The sequence below is a fragment of the Desulfovibrio sp. ZJ200 genome, assembly GCF_011039095.1.
Lineage (GTDB): Bacteria > Desulfobacterota > Desulfovibrionia > Desulfovibrionales > Desulfovibrionaceae > Desulfovibrio.
In genome coordinates this window covers 1-26,152 of the sequence record NZ_JAAKEH010000025.1, presented here as the reverse complement: position 1 = coordinate 26,152, position 26,152 = coordinate 1, and the positions used below count along the sequence as shown (strand labels likewise).

Annotated in this window: 27 protein-coding genes and 1 rRNA gene; 12 read left to right on the top strand and 16 right to left on the bottom strand. The window is 62.8% G+C overall.

Annotated features, from left to right (window positions below; translation table 11 throughout):
• Window positions 1-383: 383 nt before the first annotated feature.
• Complete coding sequence (locus G7Y52_RS08560) at window positions 384-2,777, bottom strand: hypothetical protein (protein WP_165070219.1); 2,394 nt, start codon at window positions 2,775-2,777, stop codon at window positions 384-386.
• Between the two features lie 274 nt (window positions 2,778-3,051).
• Between G7Y52_RS08560 and G7Y52_RS08555 the strand changes: the two genes are divergently transcribed.
• On the top strand, window positions 3,052-3,252 hold the full coding sequence (locus G7Y52_RS08555; RefSeq protein WP_165070215.1) for a hypothetical protein: 201 nt from the start codon (window positions 3,052-3,054) through the stop codon (window positions 3,250-3,252).
• On the opposite strand, the gene G7Y52_RS08550 is transcribed toward G7Y52_RS08555, so the two are convergent.
• The 6 genes from G7Y52_RS08550 to G7Y52_RS08525 form a co-directional block, all read right to left on the bottom strand.
• Window positions 3,218-3,607, bottom strand: coding sequence for a cytochrome c3 family protein (locus tag G7Y52_RS08550; protein WP_165070211.1), 390 nt, complete (start codon window positions 3,605-3,607; stop codon window positions 3,218-3,220). The genes G7Y52_RS08555 and G7Y52_RS08550 overlap by 35 nt on opposite strands.
• 113 nt (window positions 3,608-3,720) lie before the next feature.
• Window positions 3,721-4,476, bottom strand: a complete 756-nt coding sequence (gene cobJ, locus G7Y52_RS08545; RefSeq protein ID WP_165070208.1) for a precorrin-3B C(17)-methyltransferase — start codon at window positions 4,474-4,476, stop codon at window positions 3,721-3,723.
• Window positions 4,473-5,753 (bottom strand): cobalamin biosynthesis protein, encoded by a 1,281-nt coding sequence (locus tag G7Y52_RS08540; RefSeq protein ID WP_165070205.1) that lies wholly within the window; start codon window positions 5,751-5,753, stop codon window positions 4,473-4,475. Before G7Y52_RS08540 ends, cobJ begins: the two co-directional genes overlap by 4 nt.
• 86 nt (window positions 5,754-5,839) lie before the next feature.
• The gene (gene hemL / locus G7Y52_RS08535; RefSeq protein WP_165070202.1) at window positions 5,840-7,111 is read right to left on the bottom strand and encodes a glutamate-1-semialdehyde 2,1-aminomutase; all 1,272 of its coding nucleotides are present in this window, start codon (window positions 7,109-7,111) and stop codon (window positions 5,840-5,842) included.
• 68 nt (window positions 7,112-7,179) lie between these two features.
• Window positions 7,180-7,659 carry a siroheme decarboxylase subunit beta gene (locus G7Y52_RS08530; protein ID WP_165070197.1) on the bottom strand — a complete coding sequence of 160 codons (480 nt, stop codon included), beginning with the start codon at window positions 7,657-7,659 and terminating at the stop codon, window positions 7,180-7,182.
• 259 nt (window positions 7,660-7,918) lie between these two features.
• On the bottom strand, window positions 7,919-8,473 hold the full coding sequence (locus G7Y52_RS08525) for a hypothetical protein (RefSeq protein WP_165070194.1): 555 nt from the start codon (window positions 8,471-8,473) through the stop codon (window positions 7,919-7,921).
• Between the two features lie 53 nt (window positions 8,474-8,526).
• On the opposite strand from G7Y52_RS08525, the gene G7Y52_RS08520 reads away from it, so the two are divergent.
• Window positions 8,527-8,745 carry a hypothetical protein gene (locus tag G7Y52_RS08520; protein ID WP_165070190.1) on the top strand — a complete coding sequence of 73 codons (219 nt, stop codon included), beginning with the start codon at window positions 8,527-8,529 and terminating at the stop codon, window positions 8,743-8,745.
• A 232-nt stretch (window positions 8,746-8,977) separates the two neighbouring features.
• Here G7Y52_RS08520 and G7Y52_RS08515 read toward each other — a convergent pair whose 3' ends face one another.
• The 7 genes from G7Y52_RS08515 to alr form a co-directional block, all read right to left on the bottom strand.
• Entirely contained in the window at window positions 8,978-9,244 is a 267-nt protein-coding gene (locus G7Y52_RS08515; RefSeq protein WP_165070186.1) for an RNA-binding protein, read from the bottom strand.
• A gap of 593 nt (window positions 9,245-9,837) precedes the next feature.
• The gene (dnaB, locus tag G7Y52_RS08510) at window positions 9,838-11,199 is read right to left on the bottom strand and encodes a replicative DNA helicase (protein WP_165070386.1); all 1,362 of its coding nucleotides are present in this window, start codon (window positions 11,197-11,199) and stop codon (window positions 9,838-9,840) included.
• Window positions 11,200-11,320: 121 nt separating this feature from the next.
• Window positions 11,321-11,848 carry a 50S ribosomal protein L9 gene (gene rplI / locus G7Y52_RS08505; protein WP_165070182.1) on the bottom strand — a complete coding sequence of 176 codons (528 nt, stop codon included), beginning with the start codon at window positions 11,846-11,848 and terminating at the stop codon, window positions 11,321-11,323.
• Window positions 11,849-11,858: 10 nt separating this feature from the next.
• Window positions 11,859-12,122 (bottom strand): 30S ribosomal protein S18, encoded by a 264-nt coding sequence (gene rpsR, locus G7Y52_RS08500; RefSeq protein ID WP_165070178.1) that lies wholly within the window; start codon window positions 12,120-12,122, stop codon window positions 11,859-11,861.
• 1 nt (window position 12,123) lies between these two features.
• On the bottom strand, window positions 12,124-12,432 hold the full coding sequence (gene rpsF / locus G7Y52_RS08495; RefSeq protein ID WP_165070175.1) for a 30S ribosomal protein S6: 309 nt from the start codon (window positions 12,430-12,432) through the stop codon (window positions 12,124-12,126).
• A gap of 214 nt (window positions 12,433-12,646) precedes the next feature.
• Window positions 12,647-13,555, bottom strand: a complete 909-nt coding sequence (locus G7Y52_RS08490; RefSeq protein WP_165070171.1) for a hypothetical protein — start codon at window positions 13,553-13,555, stop codon at window positions 12,647-12,649.
• 163 nt (window positions 13,556-13,718) lie between these two features.
• A complete protein-coding gene (gene alr, locus G7Y52_RS08485) occupies window positions 13,719-14,849 on the bottom strand; it encodes an alanine racemase (protein WP_165070167.1) in 1,131 nt (376 codons plus the stop codon).
• Window positions 14,850-15,278: 429 nt separating this feature from the next.
• On the opposite strand from alr, the gene tgt reads away from it, so the two are divergent.
• Window positions 15,279-16,415 (top strand): tRNA guanosine(34) transglycosylase Tgt, encoded by a 1,137-nt coding sequence (tgt, locus tag G7Y52_RS08480; protein ID WP_165070146.1) that lies wholly within the window; start codon window positions 15,279-15,281, stop codon window positions 16,413-16,415.
• A gap of 198 nt (window positions 16,416-16,613) precedes the next feature.
• Here the strand turns inward: tgt and G7Y52_RS08475 are convergent, their stop codons facing one another.
• Window positions 16,614-17,453 (bottom strand): hypothetical protein, encoded by an 840-nt coding sequence (locus G7Y52_RS08475; protein ID WP_165070141.1) that lies wholly within the window; start codon window positions 17,451-17,453, stop codon window positions 16,614-16,616.
• Window positions 17,454-17,531: 78 nt separating this feature from the next.
• Here G7Y52_RS08475 and era point away from each other — a divergent pair, with 78 nt between their 5' ends.
• The 7 genes from era to fliQ all read left to right on the top strand — a co-directional run bounded on the left by era (window position 17,532) and on the right by fliQ (window position 22,299).
• The gene (gene era / locus G7Y52_RS08470; RefSeq protein WP_165070136.1) at window positions 17,532-18,455 is read left to right on the top strand and encodes a GTPase Era; all 924 of its coding nucleotides are present in this window, start codon (window positions 17,532-17,534) and stop codon (window positions 18,453-18,455) included.
• A 4-nt stretch (window positions 18,456-18,459) separates the two neighbouring features.
• The gene (locus tag G7Y52_RS08465) at window positions 18,460-19,203 is read left to right on the top strand and encodes a YggS family pyridoxal phosphate-dependent enzyme (RefSeq protein WP_165070111.1); all 744 of its coding nucleotides are present in this window, start codon (window positions 18,460-18,462) and stop codon (window positions 19,201-19,203) included.
• Window positions 19,204-19,379: 176 nt separating this feature from the next.
• Window positions 19,380-20,066, top strand: coding sequence for a flagellar basal body-associated FliL family protein (locus tag G7Y52_RS08460; RefSeq protein WP_165070107.1), 687 nt, complete (start codon window positions 19,380-19,382; stop codon window positions 20,064-20,066).
• A 51-nt stretch (window positions 20,067-20,117) separates the two neighbouring features.
• Window positions 20,118-20,717 carry a flagellar motor switch protein FliN gene (gene fliN, locus G7Y52_RS08455; protein WP_165070104.1) on the top strand — a complete coding sequence of 200 codons (600 nt, stop codon included), beginning with the start codon at window positions 20,118-20,120 and terminating at the stop codon, window positions 20,715-20,717.
• Entirely contained in the window at window positions 20,710-21,279 is a 570-nt protein-coding gene (gene fliO / locus G7Y52_RS08450) for a flagellar biosynthetic protein FliO (protein WP_165070100.1), read from the top strand. Before fliN ends, fliO begins: the two co-directional genes overlap by 8 nt.
• Window positions 21,224-22,009 carry a flagellar type III secretion system pore protein FliP gene (gene fliP / locus G7Y52_RS08445; RefSeq protein WP_241159674.1) on the top strand — a complete coding sequence of 262 codons (786 nt, stop codon included), beginning with the start codon at window positions 21,224-21,226 and terminating at the stop codon, window positions 22,007-22,009. The genes fliO and fliP overlap by 56 nt, the downstream gene beginning before the upstream one ends.
• 20 nt (window positions 22,010-22,029) lie before the next feature.
• Window positions 22,030-22,299 (top strand): flagellar biosynthesis protein FliQ, encoded by a 270-nt coding sequence (fliQ, locus tag G7Y52_RS08440; RefSeq protein WP_165070096.1) that lies wholly within the window; start codon window positions 22,030-22,032, stop codon window positions 22,297-22,299.
• Window positions 22,300-23,055: 756 nt separating this feature from the next.
• Here the strand turns inward: fliQ and G7Y52_RS08435 are convergent.
• Window positions 23,056-23,859, bottom strand: coding sequence for a TrmH family RNA methyltransferase (locus G7Y52_RS08435; protein ID WP_165070093.1), 804 nt, complete (start codon window positions 23,857-23,859; stop codon window positions 23,056-23,058).
• A 209-nt stretch (window positions 23,860-24,068) separates the two neighbouring features.
• Here G7Y52_RS08435 and G7Y52_RS08430 point away from each other — a divergent pair, with 209 nt between their 5' ends.
• Together G7Y52_RS08430 and G7Y52_RS08425 are read left to right on the top strand one after the other, a co-directional pair.
• Window positions 24,069-25,673, top strand: a complete 1,605-nt coding sequence (locus G7Y52_RS08430) for a lytic transglycosylase domain-containing protein (protein WP_165070089.1) — start codon at window positions 24,069-24,071, stop codon at window positions 25,671-25,673.
• 359 nt (window positions 25,674-26,032) lie between these two features.
• Window positions 26,033-26,152, top strand: a 16S ribosomal RNA gene (locus G7Y52_RS08425); the annotation flags it as partial.

Genomic DNA, 26,152 nt, shown 5'->3' with positions numbered 1-26,152 from the left:
TCACCTTTGACTTTCATAAAAAGTCAAAGGTAATCTGCTCTAGGATGCGCTGCGCAGAGCAGCGCGGCGGATGCCGATCCCGGCGGCATGCCGTGAAACCGCGCAAAAGCATAAGCGTTCAGCCAAGCCTTGGCAAGCGCGCGGGAGCTGGCCGGCGCGGTTGCAAACGCCTTGCAGAGCAGGCGGCAGGGCACAGACGGGATACGATGAGCGGCCTTGTCTGGACCGCTTGCGCCATCCCGCGCGACAGCAGGCATTTTTCGATGCCGCAGAGACGTAAGCCGTTGCCGCTCTGCCGTCGATAGCCCTGCTGCCGCCATCTAGGGCTGGCGCAGAAGATGCGTCTGCCCTGCTGTACTGTACTTTGACCCTTGCAAGCTTGCTCAGCTTTGCACAAGAGTAGCGATTTCCTCGCGCAGAATTCGTGCGGCAGCGCCGGCAGCGGCCTTTTCCACCTGCGCGTTGAAGCGCGGTTCCAGATGATCTAGACGGGTTTCCAGAGCGTCCATCCGGGCGGAAATGCTTTTGTTGGAGAGGTTGACGGCCTGCAAACGCTCGTCCAGAACCTGCTCGGTAATGCCCGCGGGCGCGCTTTGCATGGCCTGACGCACAGAGGAAGCGATCAGCCCGGCAAAACGGTCGTGCAGCGGGCTGCCGTCGCGCAACAGGTCCTCAAGGGAGGCCGCCGCGGCTCCGGAAGCCCTTTCCAGAGCGGCAATCCGCGCTCTGGCATCCGCAAGTTCCGCCTCACAGTGGCGAAGCCGCACGCTGAGGCTCACAAGCTCTTCAGCGGTGGCCCGGTCGGCTTCAGGCCCTTGCGGGGCCTGGCTTTTGGGCGCTTGCTTTGCCGGAATAGGGGCAGCGTGCCGGTCGGCGGGAGCCTGCGCGGCCTGTTCCGGCAGGGCGGCGATCAACAAATCGTCAAGCGCGGTCAAGGGCTCGGCGTCGCCGTCAAGCAAAGGCCCGGCGCACGTCGGAGCAGTGTCGGGAGCCGCTTCCGAAACATGGGCCTCGCCTGGGCTCTGCTGCGTCGGACTCAGGAGCAGCATGTCCAGATCCAGCTCGTCATTGGCCTCAGGCGCAAAAGCCTGCTCCTCGCCGGCAGCGTGCTCCGCGAGATCGGCTGCGGTGTGCGCGGACTCATGCGGCGCGGAGGCTTGCGCCGCATCCGTTTCATGCGCTGCTTCCGAGGCCCGCGCGGCAGCGTGCTCCTCCGCATGCGATGTGAGCGGCATGTCTTCCAGGGAAGAAGGCATATCCTGCCCGGCGGTCATGGCGGCCAGCAGGCTGTCCAGATCCGCGGCAGGCTCATGCTGGCTTTTGGGGGCGGTTTCCGGCGCGGCTGGCTGCGCGATTTCCAATCCCGCTTCCGGCTCTGTTTCGGTGATGTCCGCGGCTGCGGCTGCCTGCGCGGCTTCGGGCGCGGGCTGCGGCACTGCGACGGCCTGAGCCGCCGGAGGCTCGGCATCCTGCGCCTTGTCCCGGGGCCGGGCCGGCTGTGGCGGCGCGTCATCCTGCCCGGCGGTCATGGCGGCCAGCAGGCTGTCCAGATCCGCGGCAGGCTCATGCTGGTTTTGGGGCGCGGTTTCCGGCGCGGCTGGCTGCGCGATTTCCGGGTTCAGTTCCGGCCCTGTTTCGGTGATGTCCGCGGCTGTGGCTGCCTGCGCGGCTTCGGGCGCGGGCTGCGGCGCTGCGACGGCCTGAGCCGCCGGAGTCTCGGCGTCCCGCGCTTTGTCCCTGGGCCGGGCCGGCTGTGGCGGCGCGTCATCCTGCCCGGCGGTCATGGCAGCCAGCAGGCTGTCCAGATCCGCGGCAGGCTCGTGCTGGCTTTGGGGCGCGGTTTCCGGCGCGGCTGGCTGCGCGATTTCCGGGTTCAGTTCCGGCTCTGTTTCGGTGATGTTCGCGGCTGCGGCCGCCTGCGCGGCTTCGGGCGCGGGCTGCGGCGCTGCGACGGCCTGAGCCGCCGGAGTCTCGGCGTCCCGCGCTTTGTCCCTGGGCCGGGCCGGCTGTGGCGGCACGTCATCCTGCCCGGCGGTCATGGCGGCCAGCAGGCTGTCCAGATCCGCTGTGATATCCGGCGCTTTGGACGCGGCGGGCGAGGCGGCGCCCGAGGGCGGAGCGGGTTTTTCGGCCGCTGCCAGCAAATCGTCCAGATCCGCGGTCAGATCAGGCTCCGGGCTCCGGGGCGCAGACGGGCCTGCCGCAGGATTTGCGCCCGGCGAGTTAGCTTGCAGCAGGGCCTCCAGATCATCCGGCAGGGCATCGCCCGTCGCCTCGGGGGCGGATGCCGCGGAAAGCAGCTCATGCACGTCTGGCTTCTGATCGGAGCCCGAATGCGCGGGCGGCGCAGGGCTCATGGAATTGAGCAGATCATCCACCACGCTGTCTATACTTCCTGAATCTGCGTGACTCCCGGGCGCGGCCTGCGCCGCGCCATCCTCATGCGGCTGCGGCGGGATGTCCAATGTGTCGAGCAGCTTATCCACTTCCCCCATGCCCGGCATGTCAAGCTCTTCATTAGGATCGACTTTGCGCGTCGTTGCGGCTTCATCGGCCGGAGCTCCATCATCCTTGACTTCCATCTGGGCGAGAAGGGCATCGATCTCCTTGTCGGCCTGCTGGGGCAGATCATTGAGACTTTGGAGCTGGGCGCTGAGAGCCTCTTCGGCTTGTCCGGCGGAAACAGCCGCCTCATTGGCCGGGACCTCGCCTTTTTCTATAAGCTCAGTGAGGTCGATGATGTCCTCATCGTTGTCAGCAATGTTTTGGGCAGCCATGCGCAACCTCATGGGGTTAAATCATCGGCGCACGGGCGCCGGAGGACGACACAACGTGAAATTCGGTGCTGTCATGTATAAAACGACAAAAAAACGTATCAGTTTATGGGTAAATACGCAAATTTTACTGAAACAGGGTGGGCGGCAAGCCTGTTGCAGGCCCCGGAAACGGCAAAAGCCGCTCGAAAGCGGCTTTGGAAAAACATCCCAGAACTGCTTCAGCCACTGCCGGAAAGAATTCCGTGCGGCGGAAGAGCGCCCCGGATGCTCTGCCGTGGAGCATTTTTATTGTGAACAGGCCCTAGAGCATTTTCTCTTTGAAAATGCTCTGCTGACGCGAAAGCGGCAGCCGCCGCAACGCGGCGTACATCCAAGCGAAAACCGCGCTTTTCGCCTGAATGCCACCTTTGACTTTCATAAAAAGTCAAAGGTAATCTGCTCTAGGGATGGCACTTGGACTTGGCGCAGGCCGTGAGTTCCTTCTTCAATTCCGGCTTTTGGGCCACAACCTTGGTATGGCATTCCAGGCAGGTCTGATGCTTGAGTCCGGTCTTGGCATGGACCACGTAAAAAAGACTCTTTTCGCCTTTTTTGGCCGTGAGGTCGTCATGGCATCCGGCAGTGGCGCATTTTTGGAAATTTTCCTTGCCCTGCACCTGATGGTGACAGGTCACGCACTCCACCTTGGCATGGGGCGCGTGCGGGAACATGACCGTCTTTTTGGAGCCCTTGAAGGGCAGGGATTCGGTGGGCACGGGCGGCTGGGCGGCAAGCGCGGGCAGAGCCAGGATCAGGGTCAGAATACAGGACAGAAACAGAACTTTCTTCATGGCGGATTTTCTCCTTACGAAAGAGCATACAAGAATTACCATTGAATCTACGTGCAGGGCGGCAGCGTGTCAATGGGGCTGCAAAAAGCTCCTGGAATGCAGCGAAAGCCCGTTCATGACCCACGGCGGGCATAGCCGCGCGGGGTGAGCATATACGCGCCCAATGCTCGGCTTTCGCTGTTGCCGATGATCACCAGGGAGAGCATATCCACCCAGGCCTCGTCAAAGCTGTCCAGCCGGTGCACGCCGACTTCCTGACCGGGCCGGAAGGCCTTGCGCACCAGTCCCACCGGGCAGTCCGGCCGCCGCAGCCGCCGGGCCTGGGCCAGGGCCTCGGAAAGCTGCCAGCGGCGGCCCCTGGAGCGCGGGTTATAGAGCACGCAGACGAAATCCGCTGCCAGCGCGGCGTGCAGCCTTCGCGCAATGGTTTCCCAGGGCGTGAGCAGATCGCTGAGGCTCACGCAGGCGAAATCGTGCGTCAGCGGCGCGCCGAGCAGAGCAGCGGCCGCGCAGACGGCGGGCACGCCGGGCACGACCGTGAGCGGCACGCGCTCAAGCAAGTCGCGAGCTTCCAGCATTTCCAGCACCAGCCCGGCCAGGGCGTAGATGCCGGGATCGCCGGAGCAGACCAGAGCCGTGCAGCGGCCGGAAAGCGCGGCATCCACCGCGGCGGCGCAACGCTCTTCTTCGTGGCGCATGGCGGTGCCGATGACGGTTTTGCCGCGCAGCAGTTCCGGCGGGGTCAGTTCAAGATAAAGATGATACCCTGCCACGCATTCGGCCCGCTCAAGGGCGGCGCGGGCCTGGGGCGTCAGGCAGGCCCCATCGCCGGGGCCCAGACCCAGGACATACAGAGGTGCGGCATTCATGGAGATTGTGGGGTTTGGACCGCAAGCGCCACCGCCAGGGTAAGGCGAGCCTGGGTCGCGTGCTTGGGAATGAGCAGCCTTGAAGCCTGCCCCGGGGCAGGCGCGTGAGCAAAAGCCGCGGAAGGGCTGTTCGCCTGACCGTGGCGGGCAGCCAGCAGGGCCGCTGCCTCGCAGACGCTGAAAGGCGCAAGGCCGAAACGTCGCCCGGCAGCCTCGGAAGGATTGGGCGTGGCGCAGCGGGCCAGCTCTGCCGCGGCAAAACCCCGCAGGGGGATGCCAAGGCGTTCCGCCAGCGCCAGCAGGGCCGCTTCCGTCAGTTTTTCCGTGACTGTGGCCAGACCGGCAACGGCGCGCAGCTCCAGGCCATGAGCGGCCAGCAAGGCTTCCAGCGCGGGCAGAATCGCTTCCGGCGGCAGGTTTTTGCGGCAGCCCAGTCCCACATACAGCCGGGGCACGGCCAGACGCAACAGGCCGGGAGCCGGCGCGAGACGCCGCCAGTGCGCGGCCAGCAAGGGGCCGGGGCACGCAGCCGGATCTGCCGGACATGCGCCGGCACTGGAGCCGGGGAAAGCGGCACGGGGCGGCTGCGCGTCTTCCTCAGTGCCGGGCAAACGCTCAAAAGCCGGGGGCGCGGCTCCGGGCAGGGCCGAGCAGGGATCCCAAAGGCGCAGCCTGCGGCCTTCCAGCAGGGCGGCCTGAGCCTGGGGCAGACAGTGCCAATCCAGAATGCGCAGGCCCGCGTCGCGGACCAGCAGATCCAGCGCGCGCGGCGGCGCCTGGTCCCGCGCGGCGTATTCTTCGGGCAAGGCGGACGGTTGATCCGAGGCCGTGGTAATCACGGGCGTGGCGTCCAGCAAGCGCGCCAGGTGCCGGGTCAGCTCATTGCCGCCGCCCCAGTGCCCGGCCAGGAGGCTGATGACGAAGCGCCCGTCCGGGTCCAGAACCGCGACGGGCGGGTCCAGGCTTTTGTGCCTGAGCAGAGGAGCCAGCACGCGCACGGCAATGCCCGTGGAACCTATAAAAATATGCGCCGCATGACGCCGGTATTCCTGCGCCAGAAAATCCCCAAGACGCTCAAAGGGCCTGACGTCCCGCAGGCGCAGCCGGGCCGGCGCGCAGATCAGGCAGGCCGCCGCTGCGACGCCCGAAGGCGCGCGCCAGGGCTCGTGCGCCAGCCGCGCGGCCAGCCGGCGCGCCAGGGGCAGGCCGCTTTTGCTCAGCACATGGCAGGCCAGGGAGGCCGCGCTTTCCGTGGTGTTGTCCGGCTGCTTGGTCATTGTCGCTCTCAACGCGGAGGCCTGATGGGCTGTCTCGGGCGGCCTGGACTCTGATTGAAATCGGAGCGTTTCAATCGGAAAAGGCTCTAAAAAAGCACCTTGCGGGCCGCATCCAGCGCGCGGCTGAAGTCGTCGTCGCCGTGCGCGAAGGAAACCATGCCGGTTTCAAAGCCCGAAGGAGCAAGATAGATGCCCTGGGCGCGCATCTGTTTATAGAAGGCGGTGAAGAGCTTTTGATCGGAGGCTTGGGCCTGAAGGAAGTTTTCAACCGGATCTTCGCAGAAGAAGGGGCAGAACATGGAGGCCAGCGTCGGCATTTGCACGGGCACGCCCTTGGCGCGCAAAATATCGCCCAAAGCCTCGGCAAAGGCTTTGGTGCGGGCTTCCAGGGCAGGGTAATCCAGCTCCTTGAGCTTGCGCAGCGTGGCCAGACCCGCGGCCATGGCCAGCGGATTGCCCGACAGCGTGCCCGCCTGGTAGACCTCCCCCTGCGGGGCCACATGCTCCATAAAGCGGCGCTTGCCGCCGAAAGCGCCCACAGGCAGGCCGCCGCCGATGATTTTGCCGAAGGTGGTCAGGTCCGGATCAATATTGAAGCGAGCCTGCGCGCCGCCGAAGGCCGCGCGGAAGCCGGTGATCACCTCGTCGAAAATCAGCAGGCTGCCGTATTGATCGGCCAGGGCCCGCAGGCCTTCCAGAAAGCCGCTTTTGGGCAATACCAGGCCCATGTTGGCGGCCACGGGCTCCACGATGATGGCCGCAATATCCGCGCCGTGCGCGGCAAAACAGGCTTTGACGGCCTCAAGATCGTTGTAGGGGGCCAGAAGGGTGTCGGCTGCCACGGCGGCAGGCACGCCCGGCGTGCCGGGAATGGAAAAGGTGGCCACGCCCGAGCCGGCGGCGGCCAGGAAGGGATCGGCGTGGCCGTGGTAGCAGCCCGTGAATTTGACCAGCTTGTTGCGCCCGGTCACGCCGCGCGCCAGGCGCAGGGCGCTCATGGTGGCCTCGGTGCCGGAATTGACCATGCGCACCATTTCCAGGCCGGGCATGGCGGCCACAACTTCGGCGGCCAGGGCCACCTCATCCGGGCAGGGCGCGCCGTAGCTGGTGCCGCGTCCCGCGGCATCGCGCAGGGCCCGCGTCACGTCCGGATCGTCATGGCCCAGAATCATGGGGCCCCAGGAAAGCACAAAATCAATATACTCGCGTCCGTCCAGATCCGTGAGGCGGCAGCCGTGAGCCTCGGCAATGAAAAGCGGCAGGCTGGCCACATTGTGGCAGGCGCGCACCGGGCTGTTGACGCCGCCCGGGATCAGAGCGCAGGCTTTTGCAAACAACTGGCGGGAACGATCGTCCATCTGTCATTCTCCTCTTGCATGAAAATACTACTCGCTGCGCCGCTTTTGCCGGCAGGGCCCAGGGGCCGTCAGGCGAAATAGGTCATGGAAATTTTTTTCAGTTCCTTGAGGCTGCGAAGGATGGCGTATTCCCTGAGCGGGCTGTCGCGCAAGAGATCCTCGACCACCTTGAGGCATTCCGCTTCACTGCGCCCGTGCACCATTGTGTACAAGGTATAGGGCCAATCCGGCGCCGAGCAGGGGCGGTAATAGACATGGGAAATACGGTCGTGCCGTGAGGCAATGCGACCGCATTCTTCCACTTCCGCCTCGTTCACCTTCCAGGCCACCATCGCGTTGTGCGTCCAGCCGGTTTTCTGATGCTTGATGCTGGCTCCGAAGCGGCGGATGGCGCCCGAGGCCTTCAGCCGGGTCAGCAATTCCAGAACCTCAGCCTCGCTGATGCCCGCCTCGCGGGCCATGTCGGCATAGGGCGTGAGGGAATCCGGCAGATCAGCCTGGACAATGCGCAGCACGGCGCGTTCGGCTTCAGTGAACTGGTGGCTCATAAGCGGCCTCCGGCCTTGATGGGCAAAACAACGGCCGCACCGCCGGACAAAGCGGCAGGCGCGGCCGGAAAATGACAAACAATTTGCGAATCATCCTGGAGCGTTTTGCATTTGAAACGCTCGCTCCGGCGCTTCACGGCGCAAGGAAACTTCACCTGCGCCTGGCTCTGCTGTCGTCATCCGTAAGGCGGCACAGCCGCCAACGGCTGACGCGCGCTCTGGCATGGCTTCGCCCTGCCAGAGCGTTCAGCGCAAGGTCTCAGCGGGTAAAGGAGCGGGCAAAAAGATCCTGAACGGCAATGCGCCCGTTGTCTTCCAGAAAGCGCGTGCCTGTGGCCGCGAAGTGGGCGTGCTCAATGACCGGCTTCTCCACCGCGCGCCAACAGTCTTTCTGCCAGATGAACCAGGCGCTTTTGGGCTGATCGAAGACCAGCAGCGGCTTATTGCAGATTTTGGCGAACTCCGCCCCCCAGCCGGTGCCGCCCTTGACCGTGTCGTCGGGCTGAATGGAACCCACCACCACAATTTGATCGCCGCTGCTGACCTGCCAGCAAATGGACTGCAATACCTTGCGGAACAGGGGCGCACGCGTGTATTCGCGATGCATCAGTTTGGAAACGTAGGTCAGGCTGACGTCTTTCAGAGCCAGTTCTTCAGACGTGAGCACGCGCACGCCGCGCTTGCGTTCCATCTGATGCCCTTCAAAACTGTAGTTCACTTCTTCGATGCCCCAGCTCTCCGCCAGAGCGCCAAAAAACTGCTCTGTTCCGGCTGCGCCGCCGCTGTAGAGAACACATTGATCGGGGTTGAGCATGATTGCCTCCTCCGGAAAATAGTGGCGCGCGGCGAGAGCATGGTGCACAGGCAATGCGCCAAAAGCCGCGCCGGGGCGCGCTTCAGCCGCCGCCCTGCGGCATGGAGGCCGCAAGAAACCGTACTTTCCGCACGATGGTTGCAACGCGCCGCTTCCCGGAGCTCTGCGATTCGCAAAGGCACAAAAGAGCCTGGAACAACGGCAGCGTCAATGCGCGCATCATGGCAGAATTCGCGGCGCTCGGCAAGGCGGCCCTGCACGTCCGGATCTGAAATTGCGCGGCGTCGGCAGCGCCGCTTTTGAAATTGAATAATTTCAAAAGCAAAATGCTCTATGGCGTATGGGTTTTTGCGCTGTTTTTGCGAGAGGCGCATTTTGCGCGCCGAGACCGGGAAAAACGGCTGCGGGCCACAGACGCCGCAGCCGTTTCATCTTGCCGCTTCCAATGCGGCATGCAAAACGCCCCGGCTGGCCGGGGCGTTTCGGATAATCCGTCGGGATGCCCTAGTAACGGGGCTGGCGCGGAGCCCTCGGTTTGGCTTCATTGACGCGCAGCGTGCGGCCGCCGAAGCTGAAGTTATCCAGAGCTTCAATGGCGGAGTCAGCTTCGCCGTCCTCCATCTCCACAAAGCCGAAACCGCGGGCACGTCCGGTTTCTCTGTCGCTGACAAGTTTCACGGACAGAACTTTGCCGTATTCGGCAAAAAGATCCTGTACCTGTTCTTCAGTGGCGGACCAGGGAAGGTTCCCGACATAAATGGACTTGGACATGAAACACCCTCTCAAAAAAAACAATCTTCCCGCGCTTCCATCCGGCAAAACGTATTGCCGGTACGCGGCCCTTGCTTACGACAGAAACACGCTTTGAACTGCTTGTCAACGAATGAGCCTGAAAAAAGTTGCTCTTGCGCGTTTTTGCGCGGTAAATGCGCTTTGAGCGCAGAGCGACCGACTGCGCCCCAGGGCCGGAAAAGTAAGGCAGGTCAAGGCTTTTAGCTGATTTTGAAGGAAAAATCAGCAGCGGCCTGTGCCGCTCATGCTGCGGCATGATGCAGAAACTTCCGGCACAACAGGGGCGCATCACTGACAATATGCAGTGTTTGAGCGCACAACTTGCGTGTTTTTCGCCCGCGCCCCGCACCCGGCAGGCCGGCTTTTTCTCATTGGCGGGGCTAGAGCGGTTTGCTGTTGAAAACGGCAACCGCTCTGGCGGCCGCGGGAGCGGACGCCCGCGCCGAATGAGCCTGAAAACCACGCTTTTCAGGCGCTTGCCCCGCTTGCGGGGGCTTGTCCCGCTTGCGGGGAAATGATGGCAGCGCCGCTTTTGAAATTGAATAATTTCAAAAGCAAAATGCTCTAAAGGCCTAGCTCCGGCTTTCCGAGGGAGGCGGCGACCAGTCCGGGGCAATGTCTTCAAAGGACGTGTAGGGAGAAATATACATGAGTTCGGCCACGCCCACGGGCCCGTTGCGCTGCTTGCCGATGATTATTTCCGCCACGCCCTGGGGCGGGCGCTCGGCGGGCTTTTGATATTTGTAGACGTCATCGCGGTAGACGAACATGATCACGTCGGCGTCCTGCTCAATGGCTCCGGATTCGCGCAGATCCGAGAGCATGGGGCGCTTGTCGCCCCGCTCTTCCACCTTGCGGTTGAGCTGGGAAAGCGCCACCACAGGCACGTTGATTTCTTTGGCCAGACCCTTGAGGGAACGGGAAATATCCGAGATTTCCAGTTCGCGCGAGTCCGTGCGGCGACTGGTGCGCATGAGCTGGAGGTAGTCCACCACCACAAGGCCCAGGCCTTTCTCGGCCTTGAGGCGGCGGGCGCGGGCGCGCAGCTCCAGCGTGCTCAGGGCCGGAGTGTCGTCAATATAAACCGGCGCGCGGGCCACCACGTCCGCGGCGGTATACAGGCGCTGCCAGTCATCGTCACTGAGCAGCGAGGGCCGCCGCAGTTTGGAGAGATCCACCTTGCCCCAGGCCGCCAGCATGCGCTGCATGAGCTGTTCCTTGCTCATTTCCAGAGAAAACACGGCCACGGGCACATCCTGGCGCACGGCCGCGTTGAGGGCCATGCACAGCGAAAAGGCGGTTTTGCCCATGCTCGGGCGCGCGGCCACGATGATCAGATCCGAGGGCTGCAAACCGGCGGTGAGCTTGTCCAGGCGGGTGTAGCCGGTGGTCACGCCGGTGAGCACGTCCTTGGCGTCGGCCAGTTTGGCCAGATTTTCAAAAACTTTGTCCAGCAGTTCCCTGGTGGGCGTGAAGTCGCGGCCTGTGGTGCGCTGGGAAATGGAGAAAATCGCCTGCTCGGATTCGTCCAGCAGCGTGGCCACCTCGCGCGAGGCGTCATAGCAGTTGCCGATGATCCCGGAGCAGGCCTCAATCAGCCCGCGCTGCAAGGATTTATCCCTGACGATGGTGGCGTAATATTCCGCATTGGCCCCGGAGACCACGGCCTGCGAGAGATCGCCCAAATACACCGCGCCGCCCGCGTCTTCCAGCTCATTACGGCTCTTGAGCTGTTCGGCCGTGGAGATAAGATCAATGGGCGCGGATTTGCGGTACAGTTCGAGAAAAGCGCGGAAAATGATCGTGTGCGCGGGAAGGTAGAAGTCTTCGGCGCTCAGCATGTCCACAATGCTGTGCATGAGCTGAGGGCGCAGCAGCACGCCGCCCAGCACGGCCTGCTCGGCCTCGGCGCTGTGAGGGGGCACGCGGCGCAGCAGATCGCTTTCGGCCCTGTTGCCGGAAGCTCTCTCGCCCTGCCCGGCGCGAGAAGACGCGCCGCCCCCGGCCTCGCGGCCGGGGGCGGCAGTGCTGTCATGAGGTGAAGCCACAAAAAACCTACTGCGCGGCTTCGGCCTGGGCTTCTTCAGCGGCGGCCCCGGAGGCGGGAGCTTCCGGCGCGGCTTCCTCTTCCTCAGGCTGATGATCGGAAATCACCTTCACCGGCACCACGGCCATCACGCCGGCGTGGAGACGGATACGCACCGGATGTTCGCCCAGAGTGCGGATAGGCGCATCCAGCAGGATGCGGCGGCGATCCACTTCCACCCCCAGCGCGGCAAGCGCGTCGCCGATAATGGCGGACGTCACCGAGCCGTAGAGCTTCTCGTTTTCGCCCACATGCATGGGGATAATGACTTCCAGGGCTTCCAGACGGCCCTGAATGCTCTGGGCTTCGGCCCGCTGGGCGTCCATCCGGGCCTGGAGCTTCTTGCGCTCCTGCTCAAAGACTTTCAGGTTGGCCGCGCTGGCCACCATGGCCAGGCCCTGCGGCAGCAGGAAGTTGCGGCCGTAACCGGGCTTGACGTTGACCACATCGCCAAGGTTGCCGAGATTTTCCACATCGGCGCGAAGTATCAGTTTCATGTGCGCCCCCTTAGATCGTGCTCTTTTTCTTGACGACGGAGTCGTGCGTGGCAGTGTAGATGAGCAGAGCCATCTGGCGGGCGCGTTTGATTTCGCGGGTCAGCAGGCGCTGGTGATGGGCGCAGGTGCCCGTGATGCGCCGGGCGATAATTTTGCCGCGTTCGGTGATGAAATCGCGCAGGATGTCGGGGCGTTTGTAGGTAAGGGGCAAATCCTTGTCGGCGCAGAAGCGGCAGAACTTGCGGCGCGGGGCGAATTTCTTTTTGAAGGCCATATCAGGCAACCTCCTCAGCCGCTTCGTCGGCCAGCTTGACGGTCACAAACTTGTAAATGCCGTCGGTAATCCGGATATTGCGCTCCAGCTCGGCCACAAGAGTTGCCGGGCCGTCATAGACCAGGCGCACATAGTAGCCGCGCATCTGTTTGCGCACCGGGTAGGCCAGATCCCGCATGCCCCAGTGATCCACTTCCAGCATGACGCCCTTTTCCCGCTCAAGCACCGCCGTGAGGGCGTTCAGAATGCCCTCGCGGTTTTCGGCGGAAAGCTCCGGTGAAAGGAGCAACAGGGTTTCAAATTTCCGCATGGTCGTTCTCCTTATGGATTGACAGCCCGCGCCGTCCGGGCGCGAGCAAGGGAGAGGTCTTATACAGGGGGGGCAGGGCAGATGTCAAGCCCGGAGCCGCCGTGCCGCCGCCTCCCGATCGATGCGCGTGGTCTGGGGCGCGCTTTTCGCGGGCGGCAGTGTCATGAGGGCTGACCCTGGACGACCGGGACGACCGGGATGGAGGCGGGAGCAGTCAGACGAGCTGATCGCCGGTTTTTTCCATGAGAATACTGAAGTCGTTGTTGACCCAGTCCAGAAAGGCAGGCACGCCCGCGCTGCCTACCGGCGTCCAGAGCTGACTCGCCTGGTCCGGGTCGTTTCCCCAGATTTTTTTGAACTGCAGGCGCAGGGTAAGCCTTCGCAGGATGATGCTGTATGTGCTTTCTATGCATTTGCAGACCGTGAGCTCGCTGATGTGCCTGCCCGAGCTTATGTACAGCGAAATCAGGAGCAGCACTTCCTTGCCGTCCAGACTGTTGAATTGCTCGAGAAATTCCACCTTGTCCACCTGCACTCTGGCGCCGCCGGCGGAAATGTTGATCAGGCGCAATTGCGGGGGCAACTCTCCAGTGTAGACAAAATCCGGCGGGCCTGCCTGTTGCGGATACGCGGGCAGGCGGGCGAAGGGCAGCCAGAAGCCCAGCCCCTTGACCATCTGCAGGCTGGGGTAAACGCGCTCGAAGCGGCGCAGTTCGCGCTGGATGTATCGGCCCGGCGTTTCGATCAGGATTTCACACGCGCCGGTTTCTTTGTTCAGCGTATTGCTGATAATCCTGCTTTTGCATAAAAAGCCGTAACGGGCTGTGTTGGAGGGCAGCTTAAGATTGTTGACGATGATGTCATACGGCAGCTTGAAGTAAATGCTGCATTTTTCATTGTTGAGAATGTCCGGCAGAAAATGCTTGCGGGACTTGAGCAGGATTGTATTTTTTTTAACGGCCTTGATGTAGCAGATGACATTTTCCAGTTGCCGCTGCCTGTCCACAAAAAAAAGGCTCACTCCTGCGTCGTGCTTGTAAGCGGCGTTCAGCACGGCCAGGGTGCGCGGCTGATGTGGTGAGGCCGGTGAAAAAATCTTTTTTACAAGATCCCATCTGGGCATTGCACTCTCCCCTTAAGGCAGGCACGAGACAGGAGTATTGCGGATTGGACAACGCCGTAACGCGCGCAACCCGAAGATGCGCACTACCATCAACATATATGAACAGGGAGGGGGCTGTCAAATGCCGCGTGGCCGGCGCGCGAAGATTCGGAGGCTTGCGCCCTCAGGCATAGACGCGCGGGTTTACGCTGCCCATCAGGCAGAGTATCTCGTAAGGAACCGTGCCCAGCTCGTCGGCCATTTCCTGCGCGCTGACAGGCCTCTGCCCGGGAGCGGCAGCGCCGCCCAACAGCCAGGCCGTGTCCCCGGCGCGTGTTTCCGGCAGGGCGGTGACATCGGCCATCAGCATGCTCATGCAGATCCGGCCTACCTGAGGCGCGCGTCGCCCGTGGATCAGAACATCAATCCGATTGGAAAGATTACGGGCATAGCCTGTGGCGTAGCCAGCCGCCACCACGGCCACGGTCATGGGCGCGGGCGCGGTATAGATGCGCCCGTAAGAAATGCTCTGCCCGGCTTTGAGCCTGCGCACCTGCAAAATCGGCGAGCTCACGCTCATGACCCATTCAAGACCGCTGCCCCGCTTTTCCCAGGCCGTGCCCGCAAAGGGATTGCCGCCGTACAGGGCAAGGCCCGGACGGCAGGCCTCCAGGCGGGTTTCGGGCAGCCCCAGGGCCCCGGCCGAATTGCCCAGGGAGCGCGCAACGCCGGGAAAAGCCGCGCGCAGGCTCTCGCACATGGCTGAAAAGCGTTCGATCTGCGCGCTGGTGTAGTCCGTTTCTTCAGGCATGTCGGCGCAGGCCAGATGCGAAAGGATCAGGCGCGGCTCAAGCCCGGGCAGCCCGCGCAGCCGCTCCAGCAGGCAGGGCAGATCTTCGGCTGTAAAGCCCAGGCGGCTCATGCCCGTGTCGCATTTGATCGCAATCTGCAATCGCCGCCCCGCGGCACACGAGGCCGCCGCTTTTTCAAGGTCTTCAAAATCGGCGATCAAAGCCGTGAGATCGCAGGCCGCCGCGGCCCGCCAGTCTTCGTCCGTGAACGCGCCCATCAGCGGCACGATTTCCTGACCGAGTCCGGCCTGGCGCAGAGCCACGCCTTCGCTCACCGTGCCCACGGCGAAACGCCGCGCGCCTGAGGCGTCCAGAGCGCGGGCCACGGGCAAAAGACCATGACCGTAGGCGTCTGATTTGATCACCGGCATGAGTGAAGCGCAATCGCCCAGGCGGGCAAAATTGCGCCGCAGCGCGGCGAGGTCGATATGGCATTGGGAGGGCGTAAACAGGCAGGCGCTCATAGATGCTCCGTAACGCAGCGACGCGGGTCGCAAACCGAAAAGAAAGGCTTTCGGCCGGGTGATCCTCAACGTGCCCCGCAGGGACGATGGTGCAACAGGCTTTAGAGTATTTTTTGATTGAAAATATCCATTTTCAATCACTTCGCTGCCATCATTTCGTGTCCAGAACGCGGTCTGGACGCTCATTCGGCGCGGGCGTCAGCTAACGCTGCCGCCAGAGCGTTTAGCTCATTTCATGAGCAAAACGCTCTAGAAAAATTTTAGAGAAGGAACATAGCAGCATTGCGCCCGGGGCACAAGAAAAAGCCCGCGGCGCATGCCTGCGGCCCCGGCGTGCCGCACCGTCCGCTGCGACGTTGTGGGCGCTCTCCCATGAAGCTTGCGGCCTGCCCCTTGCGCGACGCGGTTCTTGCAGATAGGCTGCGCGCCATGAGTGAACCCATTTTTGAGCTGCAACATACGGACGGCGCGGCCAGGGCGGGCCTTCTGCGCACAGCCCACGGCGTCATAGCCACCCCCATTTTCATGCCGGTGGGCACAGTGGGCTCGGTAAAGGCCGTGGCCCCGGACGATCTGGAGAAGATCGGCGCGCCGATCATTCTGGGCAATACCTATCATTTGTACCTGCGGCCCGGAGACGAGCTGGTGGCCCGGCGCGGCGGGCTGCATGAGTTTGCTTCCTGGCCGGGCGCGGTGCTGACGGACAGCGGCGGCTTTCAGGTCTTCAGCCTGAGCTCCCTGCGCAAGATCCGCGAGGAGGGCGTGGAGTTTCGTTCGCATCTGGACGGATCGCGCCACTTGTTCACGCCCGAAAAAGTCATAGACATCCAGCGCAACCTCCATTCGGACATTATGATGGTGCTGGACGAATGCGTGCCGTACGGCGCCGACTACGCGTATACGGAAAAATCCCTGGAGCTGACCACGCGCTGGGCCGCGCGCGCCCGCGCGGCCTACCCCTGCGGCACAGCCCGGAATCTGCTTTTCGGGATTACCCAGGGCGGCTTTTTCAAGGATCTGCGCACGCGCTCCGTGCAGGAAATCTGCGCTCTGGATTTTGACGGCTTTGCCATCGGCGGCCTTTCTGTGGGCGAGAGCAAAGCCGAGATGTACGATCTGCTCTACCACACGGCGCCCTTGCTGCCGCCCCACAAGCCCCGCTATCTGATGGGCGTGGGCACGCCGCTGGATATCGCTCACGGGATCAACGCGGGCGTGGATATGTTCGACTGCGTGCTGCCCACGCGCAATGCGCGCAACGGCACGCTCTACACCTCGCAAGGCAAGATCAACATCAAACGGCGGGAATATGCCGAGGATGACGGGCCGCTGGACCCGGCCTGCGCCTGCTATGCCTGCCGCAATTTCTCGCGGGCGTATCTGCGCCATCTTTACGTCGCCAGGGAGCTGCTTTCTTTCCGGCTCAACTCTCTTCACAATCTGACGTATTTTCTGGATCTGGCCCGGCGGGCCCGGCAGGCCGTGCTGGAAAACCGCTTCGCGGCCTTCCTGGCCGGGATAGAGTCCCTCTATCCCGAGGAGGCGGCCAGAACATTTTCTCTTTGAAAATGCTCTGCTGACGCGAAAGCGGCAGCCGCCGCAACGCGGCGTACATTCAGGCGAAAACCGCGTTTTTCGCCTGAATGCCACCTTTGACTTTTATAAAAAGTCAAAGGTAATCTGCTCTTAGGGCCGCCGGAGCCTGAGTCTGTTTTGCGGAAGACGGGAAAGCGCCGGAGGTTCCCCTCCTGAGGGGCGGCGCGCTCAGGCGGCTTCGGCCCCGGCCTCGCGCTGTTCACGGCGGCGCACCAGAAAAAAGACCAGGAAGGAACCGGCCAGCTTGGAGAGGCTCATGGTCAGCACGGACCAGGGCGTGGCAAGGCCGATCAGCAGCAGAAACACCAGGCTGTCCAGGGGCGCGCCCAGCAGGCTGGAAATCAGGATGCGCCGGGAAAAGGACTTGCGGGTAATGGTGAACAGCGCCCAGTCCGCAAGCTCGCCCACGGCAAAGGCCGCTGCGCTGGCCAGCGCCAGCTCGGGCGAGGCCATGTGCCAGCTCGCCACGCAGCCCGCCAGCATGGCCCAGAGCACATGATGGCCTACGCGGCGCTGGGCGAAATCCCGCACCACAAAAACAAAGCCCACGATCAGCGAGACCGGCGGCCAAAGGTCGCCGTTGGGCAGCGTGATCGGCGGCGTCACGGCAAAGGCGCAATTGACGCCCACAATCAGCGCCATATAGGTGATCAGCGAAAACATGGCGCGCAGAGTATGCGTTGCGCCGCGCGCCGTCAAGACAGCAACCCGGCCCTGTTGCAAAGGGCCGGCCTTGACCCGGGCCGTGGGATATGGGAGAGGTAGCGGGCAGGGAGGCCGTTGCGGCCGGGCCGGGCAGATCCCTGCCGGTTTTCGTCCAGGCGGTCGCGGCGGATCAGAGCAGATTACCTTTGACTTTTTATGAAAGTCAAAGGTGGCATTCAGGCGAAAAACGCGGTTTTCGCCTGAATGTACGCCGCGTTGCGGCGGCTGCCGCTTTCGCGTCAGCAGAGCATTTTTAAAGAGAAAATGCTCTAGGGCGTTTTTCGCCGCGCAACAGTTTCGCACAGTGCCCTCGCGGCCTTTTGCAGGGCGCGGCACGGAGATACGGCGGCAAGCCGCGGGCAGGGCCGCCGGGGAGCATATATGACTGATATGGACTGCCGTTGCGGCCGGGTGGCTTTGATGGGGCCGCCCAATGCCGGAAAATCGACGCTTTTGAATGCGCTTCTGGGCCAGAAGGTGACCATTGTGACACCCAAGCCGCAGACCACGCGCAATCAGATTGTGGGCATCCTGACCGATGCCGGAGCCCAGATTATCTTTATGGATACGCCCGGTCTGACCCAGGTGCGCGGGCGGCTGAGCAAAACCATGATCCAGGCCGTCTGGCAGAGTCTCGGGCAGGCGGATGTGATCCTGCCCGTTCTGGACGCCCACCTGTACATCCGGCACCCCGAGTTTCTGGACAGGGATCTTGCCCCCGTGGCCGAGGCCCTGGCCAGCGACGAGCGCCCCATGATCGTGGTGGCCAACAAGGTGGATCTGTTCAGCGACAAAAGCCGGATGCTGCCCCTGCTTGCCCGCTTGCACGAAATGTGGCCCAGGGCCGAGATCTTCCCCTTTTCGGCCCTGCGCAAGGACGGCCTGCCGGAGCTGAAGGCCCTGATCCGTTCTCAACTGCCCGAAGGGCCCGCGCAGTACCCGGAGGATCAGATTTCCACGGCTTCGCTGCGCTTCATGGCCGCCGAGATCATCCGCGAGAAGCTCTTTCTGCATCTGCACCAGGAAGTGCCTTACGGCGTGGCGGTGGACGTGGAAAGCTGGGAAGAGGACGAGGAACGCGGCCAGACGATCATCCATGCGGTCATTTACGTCGCCCGGCCCATGCACAAGGCTATGGTCATCGGCCGGGCGGGCAGCAGCATCAAGGAGATCGGCATGGAGGCCCGCAAGGAGATTCAGGAACTGCTGGGCGGCAAGGCGCACCTGGAACTCTGGGTCAAGGTGCGCGAGCATTGGTCCGAAGATCCCGGCTTTCTGCGCGAGCTGGGGCTGATGGCGGAGTAGCGGCATGAACGGCATGGAATTGCGGCAGCGCTATGCGAATGTTCTGGAGCGGCTTGACGCGGCCTGCGCCGCCGCGGGACGCGCCAGAGAAGAGGTCACTCTGATCGCGGTGTCCAAACTGCATCCGGCTGCCGCGGTGGCGGCCGTGGCCGGGGCCGGCCAGACGGATTTCGGCGAGAACTATGTGCAGGAAGCCCTGGCCAAACGCGGCGAGCTCGCGCGGGCTCCGGCCTGCCGGGGCATCCGCTGGCATATGATCGGCCATGTGCAAAGCCGCAAGGCCGCGCAGGTGGCGGGCGCGTTTGCCTTGATCCACACCCTGGACTCGCGCAAGCTGGCCGACGGTCTGGAGCGGCGGCTCGCCTGCCCGGCGGCGGAACAGGAGCAGGCTGCCGGGAGCGCGCGCCAGCGCGTGCTCCTGGAAGTCAACGTGGCGGCAGAGCCGCAAAAATCCGGGGTCATGGCTGAGGATTTGCCCGCTTTGGCCGATTATATTCTTGAGGCCTGCCCGCATCTGGAGTTGCGGGGCCTGATGTGCCTGCCGCCGGTCTTTGACGCCGGGGAGGCGGCCCGACCGCATTTCGCGCGCCTGTATGCCTTGCGTGAGAATCTGCGCGCGCGGCTCGGCCTGCCGCTGCCCGATCTTTCCATGGGCATGAGCGGAGACTTTGCGGCGGCCGTGGCTGAAGGCGCGACCCTGGTGCGCATCGGCACGGATATTTTCGGGCCGCGCCCGGCTAAAGCCTGATTTTTGGCACGAATCCTGCAAGAGAATTTCGCCCGCGCCTGTTTCTGCTGCGTCATCCGCACGGCGGCACAGCCGCCAACGGCTGACGCGCGCGGGCATGGTTTCGCCCTGCCGGAGCGTTTGGCTGATTTCATGAGCAAAACGCTCTGGAAGGCCATGTTTATATGGAGTGATCTATGGCAGCCAAAGACAGCGCCAGGGAAAATCCGGCCCTGCCCGAAGGGCAGGCGGAAAAGCCCAGAAAGAAATCCAGGATAAAACGCATTGTCATTCTTTTGGCAATTCTGTTGATGACATTCAGCGGCGTGGGCCTGGGCGCGTATTGGTGGCTCTTTCTGCGCACGCCGGCCAGCGGGGCGCATGCGCCCGAGAGCGCGCAGACAGCGCCTGCGCCCGGCAGCACTGCGGACGGCCAGGCCAAAAGCGGCGCTTCCGGGCAGACGGAACAGGGCGCCCCCGCTTCCGGCGCAGTGGGCGCGGGCGGGCCTGATACGGGCGGCCAGGCTGACCCGAACGCCGCGGGCGCGGCCCGCATCGAGCGGCAAAGCGATCTGCCCCGCAGCGCGGGCCAGGTGCTGCCCTTGCCCCTCATCACCGTCAATCTTTCCGATCCCGGCGGGCGGCGCTATCTCAAGCTGGGCATGGAAGTGGAGGTCAATGCGGATGTTTCCGCCCAGCTCAAGGCGCAAAGCGCGCGCATCCGCGACGCCATCATCATGCTGCTGGCGGGCAAGACCTTCAACGACATTGCCACGCCCGACGGCAAGGTGCTGCTCAAGACGGAGGTGGCGGCGCGGCTCAACCAGATTTTCGGAGCGCAACGCGTGATCCGGATCTATTTTACGGATTTTGTCGTGGAATAGCCCTGGGGGCGGGCGGCAACGCCCCGCAAGATATGCTTAACGAGGTACGTCATGTCGCAGGATGATCAGGAAGCCCTGGCCGCGCAGTGGGCGGCACAGCTGGAGGAAGAGGCCGCCGCGGCCGAAGCGGACAATGGCGGCGCTGCTGCCGTGGATGCCGCTGACGCCCACGCTGCCGAAGACAAAAGCGCGGCGCGGCCGCCTGTGGACGACGACGCTCTGGCCGCGCAATGGGCCGAGGCTCTGGCCCAAGAGGAAGAGGACAAGGGGCCGGCCACCTTTGGCGGCGCGGCGTCCGGCTCCGGCAGCGGAACCTTCGGCAGCCCGGCCACGGACGCCCGTTTCAAGGATATGACCGAAATGTCCCGCCAGCCCAGGGACAACAAGCTCAAACGCGAGCTGGACTTCATTCTGGACATCCCGCTGGACGTTTCGGCGGAACTGGGGCGCACCCGGCTTTTGATCAACGAGCTCCTGCAACTGGGCCAGGGATCAGTGGTCGAGTTGAACAAACTGGCGGGCGAGCCTCTGGAGGTCTATGTCAACGGCAAGCTGGTGGCGCGTGGCGAGGCCGTGGTGATCAATGAAAAGTTCGGCGTGCGCCTCACGGACATCATCAGCCCCATTGAACGGGTGAAACAACTTGGCTAGCGCATGGATCGCCGTGGCCGCGCAGGCCCGGACCGGCCTTTCCGGGCAGGCAGTGCGCGGCGTTGTGGACACTGCCGCGGCAGGCCCGCCGTTGCCCGCGGGCCTGGACGGCACGGTGGCATCTGCCGGGGCGCAGATTCTGCGCGGCCTGGAATGGGCCGGGCAGGCCGCGGACACGGCCGGGGCCGCTGTGGCGCCCCATGCCTCGAGCCTGGGGCAGTCGTCCTTTTCCTGGAGCGGCTACCTGCAGGCCGTGGGCATTCTTTTTCTGCTGCTGGCCGCGCTCTGGCTGGTGGTCTGGCTGGTGCGCCGCTACGGCAGATTCAATTTTCTGCCGCGGCCCGGCGCCCTGCCGCGCGGCGCGTTGCTCATGGAGGCCCAATTGCCGCTGGGGCCCCGCAAAGGGCTTATGGTGGTACGCTTCTTGAATAGGAGGTTGCTGCTGGGGGTTACGGACCAGCAGATCACCCTTCTGACCGAGGAGCAGGCGCACGATGAGCCGGATCATGCGGATTTTCAAAAGATCATGGAAGAAACCCGGCGCGGCCCTGGCGGCCGCTAGCCTTCTGATTCTTGCCCTGCCTGAAATTTCCCGCGCCGCGCAGGATTTGACCCTGCCGGCCCTCTCCCTGACCCTTTCCGGCGGCGCGCCGGCTCCCGAAAAAGTCTCGGTGCTTCTGGAAATCCTCTTTCTGCTCACCGTGCTTTCCGTGGCCCCGGCCATCATGCTCACGGTCACCAGCTTCACCCGGATCATCATTGTTTTCAGCTTCTTGCGTCAGGCTATGGGCGTGCAGCAACTGCCGCCCACCCAGATTCTGGCCAGCCTTGCCATTTTTATGACGGTGGTGATCATGTATCCCGTGGGCAAACAGATCAATGATCAGGCCCTTCAGCCCTATCTCAACGAGCAGATTGATTATAAAGTGGCCCTGGACCGGGCCCAGGCCCCGTTGCGCACCTTTATGTTCAAGCACACCCGCGAGAAGGATCTCTCGGTTTTTTATGCCATCACCAAGATGGAACTGCCCAGGAACAAGGAAGAAGTGCCCACCACGCTGCTGGCCGCGGCCTATGTGATCAGCGAGCTCAAGACGGCCTTCACCATCGGCTTTTTGATCTACATCCCCTTTCTGGTGCTGGATATGGTCATTTCCAGCGTGCTGCTGGCCATGGGCATGATGATGCTGCCGCCCATGATGGTTTCCATGCCCTTCAAGCTTTTGCTTTTTGTGATGGTGGACGGGTGGAATCTGCTGGTGGGTTCGCTGGTCAACAGCTTTCTCTTGTAATTGCCGCAAGGAGGCGCGCGATGTCCCCGGATTTCGTGATTGGTTTCGGCCGTCAGGCCATTGAGCTTTGTCTGATGATGGCCTTGCCCATGCTCGCTGTGGGCCTGGGCGTGGGCGTGGTGGTCAGCGTGATCCAGGCGGCCACCCAGATTCAGGAAATGACCCTGACGTTCATCCCCAAAATCGTCTGCATGTTCATTGCCCTGCTTCTGGCCCTGCCCTGGCTCATGGAGCGGATGATCTCCTTTACCAGGGAAGTCCTGATCAATATACCCACCTATGTGCGCTGAGCCCGCCGCGGGGCGGCCCTGCCCCCTCCCCCTGCCGCGCAGCCGCGGCGTTGCGGCCTGGGAGGCGTGCGCCTTTGGCATGCCGGATGGCAGCCCCGTCAGGGGCTGTGCCCGTTCGAGCGGAGCGAGCTACGGGCATCGACAGCAGCGCTAGAGCAATTTCACTTTGAAATTGCTCTGGCGGCCGCGGGAGCGGACGCCCGCGCCGAATGAGCGTCCAGACCGCGTTGCGGTAGCCGTTAGCAAGCTTTGCTTGCTTGCGCCAGCCGTTGGCGAGTCTGCGAGCCTTACGGATGGCGACAGCGGTTTCGTTGCATGTTTTTTGTGGTAACTCATTGCTGTCTCCATCCGTAGCTTCCTTCGTCGCAACGGCTGGAGCACGGATAGCGACAGCGGTTGCGTTGACTGGCTGCCGCAGTAACCAGTTGCTGTCTTCATCCGTAGCTTCCTTCGTCGCAACGGCTGAAGCCTGGACGCGAAATGATGGCAGCGCCGCTTTTGAAATTGAATAATTTCAAAAGCAAAATGCTCTAATGTTTTTGGGCAAAATGGCAACATTGACTTTTGTAAAAAGGTAAAGCGCATCTATTCTAGATAAATTTTAGAAAGAATTTATACTTTATATTGAGTAAAAAACGAAAAGGAGGACTTTGCAAAGTCCTCCTTTTTCTGTTATTCAGCCGTGGCAGTACGCCCAAAAAGAGCGCGGCAGGCTGATTTTATCGTCACTCTATAGTTATTTTTCTTTCTGCCGAACTACCCAATAGTGCCGCGGGCACGCGCTGCCGCAGCCAAACCCAGCAGCACGGCTCCGGCCTGGGCCACGTTGAGTGAATCAAACGGTCGGGCCAGAGGAATACGGAGAAACTGCGAGCAGCGTTTGGCCACGCCCGGCCGCAGGCCTTTGCCCTCATTGCCGAGCACCAGCACGGCAGGCAGGCGCAGGCTGCTCGTGAAGGCGTCCAGGCTGTTGCGGTCGTGAGCCCCGCCCGCGCCCCCCGTCCCGTAGACGGTCAGCCCCGCCTCTTCGGCGGCATCCAGAGCATGCGCCAGATTGGTCACCCGGGCCACAGGCAGATGCTCCAGGGCGCCGGCGGCGGCCCGGCGGGCAGCCGGGCCCAGATACGCGCTGTTGTGCCGGGGCAAAAGCAGGCCCGCGCCGCCAAGAGCGTAGAGGGTGCGGCAGAGCGTGCCCACGTTGCCGGGGTCCTGCACCTGATCCAGCGCCAGAAGCAGCGGCAAAGGCGCGCCGGACACGGCGGTCAGCAGATTTTCCAGCCTGCAAAAGCCGGTGACGGCCAGGCGGGCCACGACACCCTGATGGGCCACGCCGTCGCGCCCCTGACGCGCGTCGCGGCAAAGACGATCCAGGGCCGCCTGTTCCACCAGGCTGAAGCGCACGCCGTTGTGGCGGCAGAGGTTCTGCACCTCAAGAGCTTCGCGGCTGCGCAAGCCCTTTTTGCAGAAAACAAGATCAATGCGCTGGGGCTCGCTTTGCAGCAACTCCAGCACCGGCTTCAGCCCCGGCAAAAGCGGGGCGTCGTCGGAGTGTTCAGGCATGGGCGTCTCCGGCGCGAGGTTTCAACAGCCCCCTGGCTGGCGGCTGCAGGCGGAATCCGGCCGCTGCAGGACGCAGCGCCGCGTTTCGGCCTGTGTACGCATCTTCCCGGCCAATGGCAAGCCGGGCGGCAAACGGGAGTGACCATCGTATGGCAACACAGTCCCCACGGCTTCGGCCGTTTTTTTTCAGATGCTGCATTGGGGCCGCCATGCTCTGCCTTGCTCTGGCGGGCGGCTGCGGCACGCGCCAGAGCGGCGGCCCGCAGGTCAACACGCCTGCGCTGATCGTGTCCGGGGACGACGCCTCGCCTCTGACCCGCACGGAAATGGCGGCCCTGAAATCCACCGGCCAGATCGACAGAAATCTGCCCGCCGAGGCCATGCCGGACGTGGCCCGCCAATACAAATATTTTCTGCGCAAGGGCCGCAATACCATGAGCGTGTTCTCCAAGCGGGCCGAGCACTACCTGGCCTATTCCCGCAAGGTCTTTCGCTCGCGCGGCATGCCTGAGGAACTGGCCTATCTGGCCATTGTGGAAAGCGGCTACAAGCCTGACGCCAAATCTCCGGCCGGCGCGGCCGGGGCCTGGCAATTCATGCCCTATACAGGCATGAAGTACGGCTTGAATCAGGACTGGTGGATGGATGAGCGCCTGGATCCCTACAAGGCCACGGAAGCCGCGGCCGATTACCTGCAAAAACTTTACGGCGATTTCAGGGACTGGTCCACGGCCATTGCCGCGTATAATGCGGGCGAAGGCAAAATGAGCCGGGCCAAGGAGGGCACAGGAGGCCGGAATTTCTTCGAGGTCAAGGCCCGTAATCATGTTCTGGACAGCAAGGCCCAATTGCGGGAAGAAACCAAACAATATGTGCCGCGTTTTCTGGCTGTGACCAAGATCATGCGCAATCTGCCCCAGTTGGGCTTTGAACCCATTCACCCCGACAAAGCGCCCGGCGTGCTGCGTTTCACGGTCCGGCCGGGCACGGACTTAGTGGCCTTTTCCCGGGCCTGCGGCCTGAGCTGGGAGGAATTTTCCGCCTACAACCAGCACCACAAGCGCCCGGTCAGCTCCACCGAGCGATCCTGCTTTGTCTATGTGCCCGCGCGGTATGAGCGGCAGGCCATGGCCTTTTTGCGCTCCCCGCAAGCCAATGCCTACGCGAACTGGCGCCCGGCCAGGGTGACCAGCAGCGCGGATTCCTGGGAGAAAATCAGCCGTCGCTGCAACGTGCCTGTGGCTCAGTTGAAGGCGGCCAATCCCGGCAGGCACAAGCTTGTTGCCGGAGCAACCGTGCTGGTGCCGCGCGCGGCGAACATGTCCGCCACAGCCGTGGCCGCTCTGGATGCCCATAATGCAGGGCGCGGCCAGAGCCATGCGTCCCGAAAAGCACACTTGAAAGCCGGCAATGCGCGGACTGCTCCTCTGCACGAAACCGCCGTTGCAGCCAGCCGCAGTCACAAGCTCCAGCCTGATGAGACCCTCTATGCCGTGGCCCGTAAATACAAGGTCAGCCTCAGGGAATTGCAGGAATGCAACCAGATCGACAATCCGGATAAAGTGCGCGCGGGCTGCCTTCTGCGCATTCCGGGCCGGGCCGTCGCCTCAGGCGAACCGGCTGCCGGAAGTTCCGGCGGTCGCGCGGGCAAGGCCGGGGCTGCGCGGCAAACCACCTATACAGTGCAGCACAAGGACAGTCTTTGGAATATCGCGCGCAAACACAATGTAAGCGTGGATGATCTCAAGCGCTGGAACAAGGTCGATGAAAAAAGTCTGCGGGCCGGAACCACCCTGGTCGTGAACCTGGATTAGAGCATTTTGCTCATGAAATCAGCCAAACGCTCTGGAAAAATTATCATATAATATAAAGCTGTTGGGCATAAAATTCAAAAAAGTGCGGGCGGGAGTTGACAAGAGGGGCTGAAATGTCTATGTTACATCTTCGCGACAAACGAGTTTCCACACAGCCCTGGTCGGGAAAAAAATTTTTCCGCCTGAGAAAAAAATGTGTTGACAGCTTGTTGTGGATGGTGCATAAGTCTGCACCGCGCCGCTGGAAAGCGGCAGGGGGGAGCCCCCCCCGGTGGTTCATTGACAAGTGAATAGCGAGTGGGAAGAAAGAGTCTTTGAGATTCTGATTTCTGCGAAAGCGGGAATCTAAGTACAGATTTGAACTGGAGAGTTTGATTCTGGCTCAGATTGAACGCTGGCGGCGTGCTTAACACATGCAAGTCGAACGCGAAAGGGGCTTCGGCCCTGAGTAGAGTGGCGCACGGGTGAGTAACGCGTGG